This window comes from Streptomyces sp. NPDC052052, assembly GCF_040680455.1.
GTDB lineage: Bacteria > Actinomycetota > Actinomycetes > Streptomycetales > Streptomycetaceae > Streptomyces.
This window is the reverse complement of sequence record NZ_JBFAWU010000006.1, coordinates 203,920-220,621: the sequence shown is the minus strand read 5'-3', so window position 1 is coordinate 220,621 and position 16,702 is coordinate 203,920. Positions and strand designations below refer to the sequence as shown.

10 protein-coding genes are annotated in these 16,702 nt (G+C 68.2%); 6 read left to right on the top strand and 4 right to left on the bottom strand.

Going from position 1 to position 16,702, the window contains the following annotated elements:
• Window positions 1–41: 41 nt before the first annotated feature.
• Both AB0L71_RS09740 and AB0L71_RS09735 read right to left on the bottom strand, forming a co-directional pair.
• Window positions 42–935 (bottom strand): IclR family transcriptional regulator, encoded by an 894-nt coding sequence (locus AB0L71_RS09740; protein ID WP_365240196.1) that lies wholly within the window; start codon window positions 933–935, stop codon window positions 42–44.
• A gap of 389 nt (window positions 936–1,324) precedes the next feature.
• Window positions 1,325–2,416 carry a LacI family DNA-binding transcriptional regulator gene (locus tag AB0L71_RS09735; protein ID WP_365240194.1) on the bottom strand — a complete coding sequence of 364 codons (1,092 nt, stop codon included), beginning with the start codon at window positions 2,414–2,416 and terminating at the stop codon, window positions 1,325–1,327.
• Between the two features lie 230 nt (window positions 2,417–2,646).
• On the opposite strand from AB0L71_RS09735, the gene AB0L71_RS09730 reads away from it, so the two are divergent.
• From AB0L71_RS09730 to AB0L71_RS09715, 4 genes are all read left to right on the top strand, one after another.
• A complete protein-coding gene (locus AB0L71_RS09730; protein ID WP_365240192.1) occupies window positions 2,647–4,116 on the top strand; it encodes a cytosine permease in 1,470 nt (489 codons plus the stop codon).
• Between the two features lie 54 nt (window positions 4,117–4,170).
• Window positions 4,171–5,940 (top strand): adenine deaminase C-terminal domain-containing protein, encoded by a 1,770-nt coding sequence (locus tag AB0L71_RS09725; protein ID WP_365240190.1) that lies wholly within the window; start codon window positions 4,171–4,173, stop codon window positions 5,938–5,940.
• Between the two features lie 24 nt (window positions 5,941–5,964).
• A complete protein-coding gene (add, locus tag AB0L71_RS09720; RefSeq protein ID WP_365240187.1) occupies window positions 5,965–6,996 on the top strand; it encodes an adenosine deaminase in 1,032 nt (343 codons plus the stop codon).
• A 431-nt stretch (window positions 6,997–7,427) separates the two neighbouring features.
• Window positions 7,428–7,964, top strand: coding sequence for a hypothetical protein (locus AB0L71_RS09715; protein WP_365240185.1), 537 nt, complete (start codon window positions 7,428–7,430; stop codon window positions 7,962–7,964).
• 130 nt (window positions 7,965–8,094) lie between these two features.
• Here AB0L71_RS09715 and adhP read toward each other — a convergent pair whose 3' ends face one another.
• Both adhP and AB0L71_RS09705 read right to left on the bottom strand, forming a co-directional pair.
• A complete protein-coding gene (adhP, locus tag AB0L71_RS09710) occupies window positions 8,095–9,108 on the bottom strand; it encodes an alcohol dehydrogenase AdhP (RefSeq protein WP_365240183.1) in 1,014 nt (337 codons plus the stop codon).
• A gap of 274 nt (window positions 9,109–9,382) precedes the next feature.
• Window positions 9,383–9,877 carry a hypothetical protein gene (locus tag AB0L71_RS09705; RefSeq protein WP_365240181.1) on the bottom strand — a complete coding sequence of 165 codons (495 nt, stop codon included), beginning with the start codon at window positions 9,875–9,877 and terminating at the stop codon, window positions 9,383–9,385.
• A 978-nt stretch (window positions 9,878–10,855) separates the two neighbouring features.
• Here AB0L71_RS09705 and AB0L71_RS09700 point away from each other — a divergent pair.
• Together AB0L71_RS09700 and AB0L71_RS09695 are read left to right on the top strand one after the other, a co-directional pair.
• Window positions 10,856–13,402 carry a Pls/PosA family non-ribosomal peptide synthetase gene (locus AB0L71_RS09700; protein ID WP_365240179.1) on the top strand — a complete coding sequence of 849 codons (2,547 nt, stop codon included), beginning with the start codon at window positions 10,856–10,858 and terminating at the stop codon, window positions 13,400–13,402.
• Window positions 13,403–13,441: 39 nt separating this feature from the next.
• Window positions 13,442–16,696 (top strand): amino acid adenylation domain-containing protein, encoded by a 3,255-nt coding sequence (locus AB0L71_RS09695; protein ID WP_365240177.1) that lies wholly within the window; start codon window positions 13,442–13,444, stop codon window positions 16,694–16,696.
• Window positions 16,697–16,702 lie beyond the last annotated feature (6 nt).

The window sequence follows — 16,702 nt, the reverse complement described above, 5'->3', positions numbered from 1 at the left end:
GGGCGGTTCCTGGGCCGGGGCCCGCAGGCCCCGCGTGCGGCCTACAGCCAGTCGCCGTACTCACTCGCGGCGAGCAGGCGGTCCAGGGTCTGCGGGGACCATGTCTCCTCCGGGATGTCCGCCACCCGGCGCGCCCCCCTGACCGGCGTCTCCCGCTCGGGGAACAGCTCGAGGGACACCTGCCGGGCCGCGTCCACCACCAGCGGGGCGACCTTCTCCAGCGGGGAGCAGGTGTCCCCCACCAGGGAGATGGCGGCGACGGGCCCCTCGGGACCGCGAACCGCGGTGGCGACGCACGCGATGTCGGGGAAACACTCACCGCGCTCGAACGCGAGACCGTGACGACGCCGGATGCGGTTGAGCTCCTGATGCAGGGTGCTCATGTCGGAGATCGTGCGCTGGGTCTGGCGACGGATCGAGTGACCCGCCCTGACCTCGACATCCTCCGGTTCCAGCCAGGCCAGCATGGCCTTGCCGAGCGCTGTCGAGTGGGCCGGTGCCCGGCCACCGACACGCGACGGGACAGCAGCTGCGAAGCGGCCGCCGACCTTGTCGAGGTAGTAGACGTCCGGTCCGTCCAGCACGGCCAGATGAACGACCATGCCGGTCTTGATCTGCAGCTGGTGCAGCCGGGCCGCGGCGGACTCGCGGATCCTGCCGTGCGCGCCGTCGCCCCCGCCGAACCGGAGGGCGCGGCGCCCCAGCCCGTAGCCGAGCCCGGTGTGCTCGAGCCAGCACAGCCGCACCAGCTGATCGAGAATCCGGTGCGCCGTCGACCTGGGCAGTTGCGTGTACCGGGCCACTTCTTCGAGGGACAGCCGGACCGTCTGCCCCTCGAACACGTCCATGATGAGCGTCACGCGCTCGACCATCGACGGTGGCAACGCTCGATCAACCGGCATCTGCACGGTGGGCACAGCATCGACGACCGTCATGGGAGCCTCCAGTCACAGACTGAAATGAATTCCTGTTTTCCGGAATGTAACAGCGCTCCCCGAGTCCAGAGAAGACATCCGCACCAGCTCTTTTCGGGTGGCCGCCGCGCCGCGCACCTGGGAGGCTCCGCGTCACACGGGACACGCACACGTCCGAACGGGTGACGGCAGCCATGGCGGCGCCACGGCTCGCCCCCTCGGCGCGACCGGCCGGGCCGCCACTCCGGGGGTTCCGTTTCCACGTTTTCAGCTGCCTCAGGCGCATCCCACGCCCGCCCGACAGCGGGTGCCGCACCGGAGGCCGGGCTCGATGCACACCGCACCGACCACGGGCGCACGGGGCGGCCGGGACCGGCCGCAAGGCGTAGCCGTTCTGCGTAGGGGCGTCCTCAACGCTCCGTGGGCACCGGCAGGGTGGAGGCGCGGGGCAACAGCTTGGCCGGGACGAGCCGGTGCTCAGGGCCGGCTCCGGCCTCCCGCGGCCGCCGGATGACGTCGATCAGCAGCTCGGCGGCCTGCTTGCCGATCTCCTCGGGGGCCAGGTCCAGCGCGGTGAGCGCGGGGCGCGCGCTGCGCGCGAACTCCCCGTCGGCGCCCACCACGATCTGCACGTCGTCGGGCACCCGGAGCCCGAGCTCGCGGCAGACGGCGAGGGTGGCGAAGCCGAACTTCTCCATCACGACGTACAGGGCGTCGGGGCGGTCGGGGCGAGTGAGCAGGCGCAGCGCAGCGGCGGTGGAGTCGGTGCCGGGCTCGGCCCGGTCCATGAGCACGGGACGGCCGGTGCGGTCGCACCAGTCGCGGTAGGCGCTTGTCGCGTCCTCGTCGTACGACTGGCCGGTCGAGCCGGTCAGCAGCCCGATCCGGCGGGCCCCCGTGGCGGCGAGGTGCTCGAAGGCGGCGACGGCGCAGGTGGACAGCTCGTTGTCGACCCAGGGGAAGGCGTCCATGCGGGACAGGTCACGGCCGGTGGTGACGACAGGGACACCCATCCCGAGCAGGCGGCTCAGCAGCGGGTCGCCGGTGAGCGGGTCGATGACGATGGTGCCGTCCAGCGGCAGCGAGTCGAAGGGGCGGCCGTCCAGCGACGGCGGAACGAGTACGAGGGAGTAGTCGTACGCCATGGCCGTCCAGGTCGCGGCGTTCACGATCTTGACGAAGTACTCGATGTCGGTGATGCCGCCCTCGACGGCGGTGCGGTGGGTCAGGCCGAGCAGTCCGGTGCGGGATCCACGCAGGCCGCGCGCGTTGGGGTTGGCGCGGTAGCCGATCTCGGCGGCGACGGCGAGGACACGCTCGCGGGTCCCGGCGCCGACCCGGCCGACCCCGTTGAGCGCATGCGAGGCGGTGGTGACGGAGACACCGGCCCGGCGGGCGACCTCACGCAGCCCGCCCCCCTTGGCCGCGCCGGCGGGCGTACGGGAGCCGGAGCGCGCTTGGCGCGGCGTGATGGGGCCCGTCGGCTCTGTGACGTCTGACATGGCAGCGAGCTTACCGGTTGACTGCCAAAACGTTTAGGCATTACCGTCCAGCACGTTGCCAAAACGTTTGGGCACTGTCTTCACGGACACCCCCGGGACCTCTGTCCCGCGGGCCGCCCACTCCCCGCACACCGTCGTGCACCATTTCCGGCCCCGCCGGACCGCCCTGTACACCGCTCGCCCCGTCCCCCCAGGCCGGGGCGCGAGCCCGCAAAGGACGCCTGCCGACCATGGCCGAGGCCACCAGAACCGCCCCGCCGGGATCCCCCGCGCCCACCCACTCCACCGCGCCCACCGCGTCCACCGCGTCCGCCTTCACGGTCGAGCAGCGTGGCATCGACGCCGTGCCCGCCGAGGAGCGCCAGGGCGGGCCCAGTCGCCTGCTCGGGCTCTGGGCCGGGACCAACACCACCGTCTTCACCGTCGTGTACGGAGCGCTCGTCGTCTCCTTCGGCCTGTCCTTCTGGTACGCGGTCGCGCTGATCGTCGTCGGCAATGTGCTGGGTTTCGCCGTCACCGGCCTGACCAGCCTCCAGGGCCCGCGCACCGGCACCTCCACGCACTCCGTCTCACGGGCCGCGTTCGGTCCGCGCGGGGGCCGGCTCCCGGCGCTGCTGAGCTGGGTGATGCTCGTCGGCTTCGAGGCGGGCGGCATGGTGCTGATCGTGCTGGCGGGTCTGGCGCTGCTCGACCAGGCCGGCATCGACCCCGGCACACCCGTGAAGCTGCTGGTCATCGCCGTCGCGGCGGGGCTTCAGATGCTGCTGCCGGTGGCCGGCTACCACCTGATCATGAAGATCCAGAAGTACTTTGCCTGGATCTTCGCCGCGATGTTCACGGTCATGGCCTTCCTCGTCGTACCGAAGGCCGACTTCGGTACCCACGGCGAGGCCCCGTCCCTCGTGACCATCTCCCTGGTCCTTGCCATGGTCACCGCGTCCGGCGGCCTGTCCTGGGCAGACATGGGCAGTGACTACTCGCGGTATCTGCCGGCCGACTCCGCGCCGCGCAAGGTCTTCGCGTGTGCCGCACTCGGCGGCATGGTGCCCAACATCCTGCTCCAGGTCCTCGGCGCCGCCGTCGCCACCGCGACCACCAACGCCACCGACCCCATCTCCGGCCTGCCGGAGATCCTGCCCGGCTGGTTCATCACCCCGTACCTGCTGCTCGCGATCGTCTCGCTGCTCGCCGTGAACACCACGGACATGTACTCCTCGGGCCTGAACCTGCTGGCTGTCGGCCTGCCCATCAAGCGGTGGATGGTCGTCTTCATCGACCTGTCGCTGTGCACCGGCATCACCCTGTGGGCGGTCTTCTCCGCCGACTTCTACACCCTCCTGTCCAACTTCCTCAGTCTGATCGTGCTGTGGCTCGGCCCGTGGGCCGCCGTGTACCTCACCGACTGGGCACTGCGCCGGGGCCGGTACGACGTGGCCTCACTGTTCCCCGAGGAGACCGGCCACAAGGGCACCTACTGGCACCGGGGCGGCTTCCGCCCGGCCGGCCTGGTCGCCGTGCTGCTCGGCTTCGCCGCCGCCGTGCTCTGGGTCGACTCCACCGTGTTCGTCGGCCCGCTGTCCAAGGCCGCCGACGGGCTGGACCTCTCCGTGTTCGCGGGCGCCCTGGTCGCCGGCGTCGTGTACTGGCTGCTCGCCCGCCGCACCGTCCGGGCCGAGGCCGCACTGCCCTCCGCCGCCTGAACCGTCCGCGCGGCTTTCCTCCCACCCCCCGTACCGCCCTCTGGAGCCACTCCCATGAACCACCCCAGCCTCCGCAGCCTCATCGATGCCTCCGAGGGCGTCGTCAAGGCCGACCGCATCATCAGGGGCGGGCAGCTCGTCAACGTCTGCACCGGCGAGATCTACCCGGCCGACGTCGCCATCACGGGCGAGCGGATCGCCGCGACCGGTGATGTCTCGGTGTACGAGGGCCCGGACACCGAGATCGTCGACGCGACCGGCAAGTACCTCACCCCGGGCCTCATCGACGGTCATCTGCACCTGGAGTGCTCCAAGCTGTCGGTGACGATGTTCGCCGACGCCGTCGCCCGGTACGGCACCACCTCGGTCGTCTCCGGACTCGACCAGTTCCTCGTCGTCGCCGGTCTGGACGGGGTCCGCGAGGCGCTCCGGGAAGCGGACGCGAGCCCCATGAAGATCTTCTGGGGTGCACCGTTCAAGACGCCGTACACACTGCCCGAGACGACCGTGGGCTTCTCCTTCGGGCCCGAGGAGCACGCCGAGACGCAGGAGTGGGCGGACTGCTTCGGCGTGTGGGAGACCGTCGCCGAGTTCGTTCTCAACCGCGACGAGAAGGTGCTGCGCGCCCTCGAACTCGCTCACCGCAACCGGCTGCCGATCTTCGGCTGCGCCCCGATGGCCGGGGCGACCACCATCAACGCGCTCTCTGCCGCGGGCGTCCGCCTCGACCATGAGAGCTACACCGCCGAGGAGGCACTGGAGAAGCTGCGCGCGGGCATGTCGCTGCTCATCCGTGAGTCGTCGGTGGCGCACTTCATGAACGAGAACGTGCGCACCGTCACCGAGTTCGGCGCCCAGTCGCGGCGGGTCGGCTTCTGCACGGACGACATGCATGTCGCCGACATCCTGCGCGAGGGCCACCTCGACAAGCTGGTCCGCATGGCGATCGCGGCGGGTGTGCGACCGGTCGAGGCGATCCAGATGGCCACGCTCAACTGCGCCGAGATGTACCGGATCGACCATCTCGTCGGTTCCCTCACGCCGGGCCGGTACGCGGATGTGCTGATCATCGACTCCCCCGAGTCGTTCCAGGTGGAGCGGGTGTTCGCGCGCGGGAAGCTGGTCGCGCGGGACGGCCGGACCGTCGAGGTGCCGCAGGCCCCCGAGCGCTCCGCCGCCTTCTCCCCCGCCTTCCAGGTCGCCCCGCTCACCGAGGACTCGATCGGTGTCGCGGCCGAGGGCGACGAGGTCCGCGTGCTGGTCGTCGAGATGGACCGCACCGTGCCGTTCGTGCGCGAGGGAGTCGAGATGACGCTGCCGGTGCGGGACGGCACGGTCCGCGCCGACCTCGACCAGGACGCGCTGTACGTCACGGTCTCCGAGCGCTACGGGAAGACCGGCGGCTCCACGGTCACCGCGATGATCAACGGGTTCGGCCTGCGCTCCGGTGCGATCGCCTCGTCCGCGGCACCCGACGACAACAACATCATCTGCGTCGGCGCCGACCGGGCCGACATGGCCCTCGCCGTGAATCACCTGGCCCGGCAGGGTGGCGGTCAGGTCGTCGTGGACGGCGGCGAGATCCAGGAGTTCCTGCCGCTTCCGGTGGCCGGCATCGTCGCCGACCTCCCTCCGGAGGAGATGGCCGAAGCGGAGGACCGCCTGGAGGCCGCCGCCCGCGCACTCGGCTGCGAACTCCCGTCCGCCTTCGGCTACTTGATCTTCCTGGAGATCACCGCCATCCCCGAGTACGCCGTCACCGACCTGGGCGTCGTCAACTACCGCACCCAGGACGTCGTCGACATCGTGCGCCCCTCCAACTGACGTAGAGAGCCGAGGCCTTCACTCATGACCACCGCACCCGTCCCCGTGGACGCGTTCATCGCCGGTCTGCCCAAGTGCGAGCTGCACCTGCACATCGAGGGCACCCTGGAACCCGGCCTGAAGTTCGCTCTGGCACAGCGCAACGGCATCGAGCTGCCCTACGCCGACGAGGCCGCACTGCGCGCCGCGTACGACTTCCACGATCTGCCCGGCTTCCTCTCCGTCTACTACGAGGGAATGTCCGTGCTCCGCACCGAGCAGGACTTCTACGACCTCGCGGCGGCCTACGCGGCCAAGGCGCACGCACAGAACGTGCGCTATGCGGAGATCTTCTTCGACCCGCAGGCGCACACGGCGCGCGGCGTCGCCTTCGACACCGTCATCCGTGGCCTGACCCGCGCCCTCGACGACGCGGAGCGCGCCACCGGGTTCAGGGGCCGTCTCGTGATGTGCTTCCTCCGCGACTTCCAGGCCGAGTTCGCGATGACCACACTGGTGCAGTCGCTCCCCTACAAGGAGTGGATCATCGGTGTCGGCCTGGACTCGGACGAGGCGGGCAATCCGCCGGTGAAGTTCCGCGCGGTGTTCGCGCGGGCGCGCGCCGAGGGCTTCCGGCTGACGATGCACTGCGATGTCGACCAGCAGAACTCGACGGAGCACATCCGTCAGGTGATCGAGGAGATCGGTGTCGACCGCATCGACCACGGCGTGAACGCCCTCGAGGACCCGTCGCTGATCGAGCGGATCCGGGAGCGCGGCCTCGGCCTGACGGTGTGCCCCATCTCCAACGCGCATGTCACCGACGGCATGAAGGCGGCCGAGATCCGCGCCCTGCTCGACCAGGACGTGAAGGTCACGGTCAACTCCGACGACCCGGCCTACTTCCCGGGTTACGTCGCGGAGAACCTGGCCGCCCTGCGCGGACCCGCGGCCCTCTCGGACACCGATCTGGTGCGCCTCCAGCGCAACGCCATCGAGATCTCGTGGGCTGCCCCCGCCGTGCGTGAGGAGTTCCTCGCGGAGCTGGCCGCCTACGCGGAGCGCGGAACCGCCTGACGCACCCGAGCCACTTCCACCGCTGCGGACACGACGTCCGCGAATCGAGCCCCGGCGCAGTTCTGCGCCGGGGCTCCTCGCGCTCCCAGCGCAGCATCACCACGAGGACCCCCGAACGCCTTCGGCGAGGCCGCCACGGATGCACCCCACACCACTCCCCATGTCAACACGGACACGCTGGCACCAGAGGGTGACTGAGTATCAGAACGTCGCCCGGAAGGACGAATGGCCCATCAAATCTTCTCCATACAAGGGCACTTCCCCCTTTTACCTGACTATCCGATGACCAGTCATCAGCATCCCCTGTACCTCGAACGGCCCTCCGTCACCCACCGCCCGAACGCGTCCGATATGACAGCTATGAGGGCCCTCAGTACTTTGCGATCACGGGTCGGCTATTCAGCCAACCTCTCTGAGACAGGAGACGTGACATGGTTACCCGTTCCACTGTCGTCACTGCGGCCATCACAGCCGCCTCGGCCCTGACCACCACGGGCATCACCTACGCCTCGGCCGCCGCTCTGGAGCCGATCCGTACAGCCCCTGTCCTTCAGCAGGCCACCCCTCTCTCCGCTCCTGGCGGCAGCGACACCGGCAAGGGGGACGAGGACAGGGGCAACGACGACCGGGGCTACGGCGACCAGGGCTACGACCACGACTACGGGGACCGGGACCGCTACGAGGGCCTCATCCACATCAACGAGCGCACCTACAGCGACTTCCCCGGTGGCTGCATCACCGTGGTCAGTGGCCTGGGCGCCAAGAGCCTCAACATCAGCAACGACAGCCGCAGGACCGTCGAGGTCTTCCGCGGCGCCACCTGCGACAACGGCGCCCCCATCGCCACCGTCGGCCCCCACAGCTCCAGCAACGGCGTGGTCCCCGGCCGCGTCAAGGACGGCGTCTGGGTCCGCAACGGCGTCGTGGGCAGCTTCCGGGTCATCGAGCGCCACTACGAGGAATGGTGACGGACCCACACGGAACGGAACCTCGGCCCGCCGGAATCGGGCCGAGGTTCCCCTGCACATCTTCGCCCCTCCTCCACGGCAGGGTTCCCGGCCAGCCGGCCACGAGGGAACCCCGCCGCACGCGCCCGGATCAGCGCATGTCGAAGACGAGACGCCCTGGCACCTCGCCCTTCAGTACCGACTCGATCGACGCGTTGATGTCCTCGAGCTTCCGGCTCTCGCGGACCACGCGCGTCCGGCCGAGCTGGTGCAACCGGAACACCTCGGCGAGATCCTCACGGGTCCCGACGATGGAACCGACGATCTTCGTACCGTTCAGCACCGTGTCGAAGACGGGCAGTTCCAGCTTTCCCTCGGCAGGCAGCGCCACCAGGACGAGTGTCCCGCCCCGGCGCAGCGCACCGTAGGCGGCGCTGAACGACTCGCTGCTCACGGCGAGAGAGATGGCCGCGTCCGCACCCCCGAGCCGCTGGGTCTCCTCGGCCACGTCCTGGACCCGGGCGTCGATGACGTGATCGGCCCCGAGTTCGCGGGCGAGGGCCAGCTTCTCGTCGGTGACGTCGACGGCAATGGTCTCGGCACCGAAGATCCGTGCGTACTGCAGGGCGAGGTGCCCCAGGCCGCCGATGCCGGAGACGAGGGCGCGCGTGCCCGGACGTGCGCCGGACATCTTGACGGCCTTGTACGTGGTGACGCCCGCACAGGTGAGCGGTGCCGCGTCCAGCGGGTCGATGCCGTCGGGCACCGGCACCACGTACGTTCCGTGAGCCAGTGCGTACTCGGTGTGGCTGCCGTCCACGGAGTAGCCGCTGTTCTGCTGCTCCAGGCAGAGCGTCTCCCAGCCGGACACACAGTGGTCGCAGTGCCCGCAGGCCTCTCCGAGCCAGGGGATGGCCACCCGGTCCCCCACCGCGAGATGGGTCACCTGTTCCCCCGCCGCTTCGACGATGCCGATGCCTTCGTGCCCCGGCACGAACGGCGGGCTGGGCTTGACCGGCCAGTCACCCTGCGCCGCATGGATGTCGGTGTGGCACAGCCCGGAGGCCTCCATACGCACCAGGACCTGGTGTCCGGCCGGTTTCGGCACGGGCCGCTCCTCGACCACCAGCGGCTCGGTGAAACTGCGGACAACGGCGGCTTTCATGGATGACTCCTCCGCTTCGATCAGGCGCGTGGCGGCTGTTCCGTCACCCCTTCACATCACAAGAGGTGACATAAGCCTCGAAACAGAGTATTTCGGAAAGCCATTTTTCGCTTCTTCATGCGAATCGCTCAGCCCGCGACTCGCGCCCTGCTGCAGATCAGGAAACTGCTCGACACACACGGCATCAGCATCCCGCCAGCGACCGCCCCACCGACCGCCCTCGCACCCCTCCGAGCCCAGGTCATCTCCCTGAGCAACGAGCCAAAGAGCACGATCAAAACCCCATGTTGATGACCTGCAAGCCCTTGGTTCTGCAAGAGGATCTGCCGCAGGGCCTCAGCCTGCGGTCCGGTCCCACCCCCGGTCCGCGCTGGTGGATGTCTTCAAGGAGCCGGAAGGCATCGTCACCAGTGGCAAGGATCCTGGTCCTGGGCCGGGTGGGGTTTCCGCCAAGGCGGACCGGCCGGCCGTAGCGGAGCCCCCAGTCCTCGTCGGCCAGGACGGTCATCAGGTGCGGAGCGGTGCGGGCCACTTCTTCCAGCACGTCACGGACGGCTTCGGTGACCAGCTCCGGGCGGCCCAGGTCGCGCACCGCGGCCAGGACATGGGTGGAGTTGGTGCGCTGCGTGGTGCGCTCGCGCACGAGTCCGGCCTCCTTCAGGCGTGCGAGCGCCAGATCGCACAGGCGGTCGGCGCGGTCGTCCAGGGCGAGGCGCTCACGGAAGTCGGCCGGCACCCTGTGGCGGCCGCCGGGATCGTCCAGCTCCATGGCCAGGGCGTACGACGCGGCAGCTGGCAGCTGGCAGCTGGCACCTCGACAACTGCGGAGGACTTCGGATCAGCCACGAGCATGCCCGCTGATCAGGCTGGCGCATCGGGAACCCCGAGATCCCCGACAGAGTCAAGTCACCGCCGAGTCTCAGCCCTTGCGACCGGGGGTGAACGGCATGGGGAAGAGGTGGTTCATATCGAGCATGGTGCAGGCCCGTGGCCGTCCGGCGGTACCAAACCGCCCGAGCGTGAAATTCGCTCACACAAGACGGGCCGCTACTACCTTCGGGTGATCCGCGGTTACGAGCCTTGCTCCTCAAATCTCCCTGTGGGTCACTGAAATGGTGCACGGGCAGGGTGCATATCCCTAGCCGAGGAAGTTGAAAACAGACAACACTTGCCGGTTCTTTTCCGTGCTCGAGAAGAAGTTCCGGCAGCCTGGACCCGGAGCCGGGTCCCAGCCTCATGTGCCCGCTCTCCGCCCCCGGACGATCGGCAACGCCAACCACTGCGTGCTGCCACACGTGGTATCACTTGACTTCGTCGACAACCGACCTTTTGGGCGGAAGCCGAACACTTGGGCCGGATGCGCTCTGCCGGTCCCCTTACGTTCCATCGGAGAACAAGGAGCGTTGTACATGACTCTCTCCCGCACCATATCCCGGCGCAACTCCTCCCGGATCAGGAACGGACCACTCGAATACTGCACGGCGAGACCCACACGCAACTCATCGCCGTCCCGCCGGGCAAGGTCCTGGGCGACGAGGGAACCGGGAGGGCCACTGCCGGGCCATGCGACAGAGTTCGAGTGGCAGCCCGACGATGGACACCCAGGACCGAGGCAGCGGTTCGGGATCCGGACAGCAGAACTCGACCTCGTGATTCCCGGACCACTCGCTCCAGCCATCGAATATCGCGAGTACGGAGCGCTCACCGTAATGGCGACAGCACTCGAAAGTTCTTCAAGGAGCTCTGCATGGAGGAGAAATCCCACGACGTCCTGACGCCCGGGCCTGATGAATCCGCAATCGATACAAGCAGGTTCACCAGTCCGGAGACCGGCATCGAGAAAAACCTCGCCGAGGTGCTGGCCGACGTCATGCGCCTCGAACGAGTTTCGATCGACAGCCATTTCTTCGACGACCTCGGCGCCAACTCATTGGTGATGGCGCATTTCTGCGCACGAGTCAGAAAGCGAGCGGACCTCCCCTCGGCGTCGATGAAGGACATCTACCGGCACCCGACGATCCGCAGTCTGGCGACGGGGCTCACGAACACCGCCCCCGCCGAGCCGTCGGTCCCGGCACCGTCCGACGTGGTGACCCCAGTCGGCACGGTGTGGTACGCCCTCTGCGGAACCCTGCAGTTCCTGCTTTTCCTGGGATACTTATTCTTCGCCGGACTCGTTGTCGATCGAGGCTACGCATGGGTCTCCGCCGGGTCGGGTGTGATCGATATCTACCTGCGATCGTTCGTCTTCGGAGGCCTCGGCTTCGTCGGTCTGTGCGCCTTCCCCATCGCAGCCAAATGGCTCCTCATCGGCCGGTGGACATCACGAAGTTTCCCGGTCTGGAGTCTGACCTATCTGCGCTTCTGGACCGTCAAAGTGCTGATCCACGCCAACCCGATGGTCTTCTTCGTCGGCAATCCCTTGTACGTGCTCTACCTGCGAGCGCTGGGCGCACGGATCGGCAAAGGGGTCACGATCCTCTCCCGAAACGTTCCGATTTGCACCGACCTCCTCACGGTCGGCGCCGGCACCGTGATCCGCAAAGACTCGTTCTTCCTCTGCTACCGGGCACACGCCGGGCGTATCCAGACTGGCCGGGTCACCCTCGGCCGGGACGTGTTCATCGGCGAGAAGACCGTGCTCGACATCGACACGTCGATGGGCGACGGGGCCCAACTCGGTCACACGTCCACGCTGTACAGCGGTCAGGCGGTCCCGGGCGGTCAGAGCTGGCACGGATCCCCGGCACAGCTCACGCAGCATGACTACCTGAGGATCGGGCCGGCCGCATGCGGCACGCTGCGCCGGGCCGGCTTCGGCCTGATCACCGTGCTTCAGCTGTTCTTCCTCTACGTGCCACTGTCTGTCGGGGGTGCGTACATGCTGGTGCCCCTCGTCCCGGCGCTGCACAACGGGCTGGGCACGTTGGAGCTCACGTCACTGGATCTCTACATCGAGGCGCTGATCCTTTCCCTGCTGCTGTTCTTCGGCTTCGTCGTCGTGGGCCTGGCGGTGATTTCCACCGTTCCGCGCCTGCTGAACCTGGTCGTCAAGCCGGACAGGATCTATCCGCTGTACGGGTTTCATTACTCGGTACACCGGGCGATCGGGCGCATGACCAACATCAAGTTCTTCACATGGCTGTTGGGTGACAGCTCCTACATCGTCCACTACTTGCGCGGCATCGGATACGACTTGTCCCGGGTCGAGCAGACGGGGTCGAACTTCGGCACGGAAGTGCAACACGAAACCCCGTTTCTGTGCACGGTCGGGAACGGAACGATGGTCGCCGACGGGCTCTCCATCATGAACGCCGACTATTCGAGCACGTCCTTCCGGGTGTCCCGGGCCTCGATCGGGGCACATAACTTCCTCGGGAACAACATCGCCTATCCCTCGGGGGCCAGGACAGGTGAGAACTGTCTCCTCGCGACGAAGGTGATGGTTCCACTCGAAGGCGAGGTGCGCGAGGGGGTGGGCCTGCTCGGCTCGCCGTGCTTCGAGATTCCCCGGTCGGTCGAACGCGATTCCCGGTTCGATCATCTCCGCGGCGGCGACGAGCTGCGCCGGAACCTCGCCGCGAAGAACCACTACAACATCCGCTCGATGGTCTTCTTCCTGCTCGTGCGGTGGCTGCACTTCTTCGTGCTCACGATGCTCGGCCTGGTGAACGCCGCGCTGTACCGCTCCTACGGGCATCTGCTGATCGCCGAGTTCCTGGTGCTCAGCCTCGGGTTCACTGCCCTCTACTTCGTACTGGTGGAGCGCGGCATCGCGGCATTCCGCACGCTGCAACCGCAGGTTTGCTCCATCTACGACCCATACTTCTGGTGGCACGAGCGCCTCTGGAAGGTGCCCGACACCTACCTCGAAATCTTCAACGGCACCCCCTTCAAGAATGTGATCTGGCGGATGCTGGGGGTTCGGATCGGCAGCAGGGTCTTCGATGACGGCTGCTATGTGACGGAGCGGACGCTCACCACCATCGGGAACGACTGCACGCTCAATGCGGGAAGCAAGATCCAGTGCCATTCACAGGAGGACGGCACCTTCAAGTCCGATCGCAGCATCCTCGGCGCCGGTTGCACCCTCGGCGTGGGAGCCCACGTCCATTACGGCGTGACGATGGGCACGGGCGCGGTGCTCGCACCCGACTCCTTTCTCATGAAGGGCGAGGAGGTCCCGCAGCACGGACGCTGGGGAGGAAACCCCGCCACGGAGATGCGAGACGCCCCTGGTCAGCCCGAGGCGCTGACGCGGACGGGACAGCAGCGCCGCCCTGGTCGGCGCTGAACAGCACGATGGCGAAGGCGAATGGAGAGGGACGACCAGATGGGAATGCATGCGCAGGCCGACCGGGAGTTCTGGCGCGCTGTGCTCGTCGCCGGTGGATTCACCGAAATCCCGCGGTGGACGCTCAATCCGGAGAAGGGCATCGGCGAACATGAGGCGCCGATCCCGGACGACGTCCTCGCGGCGTTGGTCCGACTGGCCGAGGACCTGGCGGTACCACTCGACTCGGTGCTGCTGGCAGCACACTCCAAGGTGCTCGCGGCGCTGTCCGGCGAGCACGAGGTCGCAACCGGATACGTCACCGCTGAGGGCGGCCGACCGCTGCTCTGCCGGCTGACGACCGAGCCCGACTCGTGGCGGGCGCTGCTGCTGGACACTGATCGAGTCAGGTCGGAGCTGCTGGGGCACAAGGACTACCCGGTCGATGAGCTCAGGTGCGAACTGGGTCTGGCAGAGCCGTCGATCGAATCGGTGTTCGATCCGCACGGCGTGGGTGGCGAAGTCGCCGGAAGCACCCTGCTGTGGGTGGGATTTTCGCGACGCGGCCGCCACCTTGTGCTGCGGCTGCGCTATCGGAACGACGCGCTCGACAAAGACTGCGCCGTCAGGATCGCCGGCTATCACCTCACCGCACTCGCGCTGATCGCCGCCGATCCGGACGCCGAGCACGGGCGGCAGAACCTGCTCTCCGCCGAAGAACTCCATTTCCAGCTCGAATCACTCGCCGGCCCACGCCGGGAACTGCCGGACCACCGGTTCCACGAACTGTTCGAGCAGCGGGTGGCGGCACACCCGGACGCCGTTGCCGCGGTACACGGGGAACAGCAACTGACGTATCGGGAACTCAACGCACACGCCAACCGGGTGGGACGAGCGCTGCTCGCGCGGGGGCTGCGCCCCGAAGGTGTCGTCGCAGTGGTGACCGAGCGCAACCTGGACTGGATGGCCGCCGTCCTCGCGGTCTTCAAAGCCGGCGGCGTGTATCTGCCCATCGAGCCGCATTTCCCGGCCGACCGTATCGCGACCATGCTCTCCCGTGCCGCATGCGGGCTCGTGCTGACCGAACCCGGCAGCACCACCACGCTCGACCAGGCCCTCGATTCGCTGTCCGGGGTCCAAAAGCTCTCCGTCTGCGCAGCCTACGAGGAAGACCACGCCGACGATGATCTGGGCCTCCGTATCGCACCGGACCAGCTCGCCTACATCTACTTCACCTCCGGTTCCACAGGTGAGCCCAAGGGTGCGATGTGCGAGCACGCGGGCATGCTGAACCACCTCTACGCCAAGATCGACGACCTGGAGATCGGCGAGGGACAGGTGATCGCCCAGACCGCACCCCAATGCTTCGACATCTCGCTGTGGCAGTTGGTGTCCGGGCTCCTGGTCGGGGGGCGGACCCTACTGGTGGAACAGGAGGTGATCCTGAACATCCAGCGGTTCGTCGACAAGATCGTCGACGGCCGGGTCGCCGTCCTCCAGGTCGTACCCTCCTACCTGGACGTGGTCGTGTCCTGCCTGAAGCAGCACCCCCGCGAGCTGCCGGACCTGCGGTGCGTGTCGGTCACGGGCGAGGCGCTGAAGAAGGAGCTCGTGGAGCGCTGGTTCGCCGCCCAGCCCGGGATCAAGCTGGTCAACGCCTACGGGCTGACCGAGACCTCGGACGACACCAACCACGAGGTCATGGAATGCGTGCCCGACGGAGACCGGATCCTGCTGGGTCCCGCGGTCAACAACGTGCGCGTCTATGTCGTCGACGAGCACCTGGTCCCGGTGCCGCTCGGTGCCCCCGGCCTGATCGTCTTCTCCGGCGTCTGCGTCGGCCGCGGATACGTCAACGACCCCGAGCGCACCGGGCAGGCCTACCTGGCCGATCCGCACCGGGCGGGCGCCCGCCTCTACCGGGGCGGCGACTACGGCCGCTGGACGCCCGAGGGAAAGCTGGAGTTCCTCGGCCGTCGCGACACCCAGGTGAAGATCCGTGGCTTCCGGATCGAGATCGGCGAGATCGAGAACACCCTGTTGCAGGTGCCCGGTGTTCGCGACGGTGCGGTCGTGGTCACCGAGCGGGCCGACCGGAGCAAGCACCTGGTGGCGTTCTACTCCGGTCGGCGGCCGCTCGAGTTCGGCGTCCTGCCGGACCGGCTCGGTGAGTCGCTGCCCGCGTACATGGTCCCGTCGGCCTTTCACTGGCGGGAGGCTCTGCCGCTGACGGCCAACAGCAAGATCGACAGAAGGACCCTGCAGGCACTCGCCGGAGAACTCGAGGTCGTCCGGGACGACTACCGCGCGCCGGATACGCCGACCGAACAGCAGTTGGCGGCCGCCTGGGCGAAGGTCCTCGGCATCCCCCAGGACCAGGTCGGACGGAGGGACCACTTCTTCGACCGGGGCGGCACGTCGCTGTCGGCAGTAAAGCTGGCCATCGTCCTGGACCGTGCGGTGTCCCTCAAGGATGTCACCGGTCACCCGGTCCTCGCCGATCTGGCCGGGCTGATCGACGGCAGGTCCGTGCGGCGTGCCGGGCTGCTTCAGCCGCTGTCGGAACCGGACGGTGCGCAGACCGCAGCCCTGGTTTGCTTCCCCTACGCCGGCGGCAACGCGGTGAACTTCCAGCCGATGGCCGGAGTGCTGCCGGACGGTGGACCGGCGGTCTACGCCGTCGAGCTGCCCGGTCACGACGTGACCGCCGACAGCGAGTCGCTCGTGCCGATGACGCAGGTGGTCGAGCAGGTCGTCGACGAGATCACCGGGCGTGGCCTGACCGGGATCCTGCTATGGGGCCACTCCTCGGGAACCGCGCTGGCCGTGGAGACTGCCAGAAAGCTGCGAGAGCGCGGAGTGGACGTCCAACGGGTGTTCCTCGGCGCGCAACTGCTCGGGGACGCCGACGACCGGCGGGCCACCATCGCCGAGCTGACCGGACGGAGCAACGCCGAGATCGCCGCAAGCCTGAGCGCGCACGGCGGCCACACCTCGCTCGGTGAGCTGAGTGCGCAGCACGCCGAGCACGTCGGCGCCGCGTACCGGCACGACTGCGTGTCCGCACACCACTACTTCGCCGGCGTCCTGGAGCACCCGCCGGCGCAGAAGCTCTCCGCTCCGGTCACCGTGGTCGTTGCCGCGGACGACCCGAGCACGGCGGAGTACCCGCGCCGGTACCTCGACTGGCAGCTCCTGGCCGAGCAGGTCGACCTGCACGAGCTCTCCGACGGCGGCCACTACTTCCTGAGCACCCGTCCGGCCGAGGCAGCAAAGGCCGTGCTGAACGCCGCCGGATGGTCCGCTTCTTCCTGAGTATCG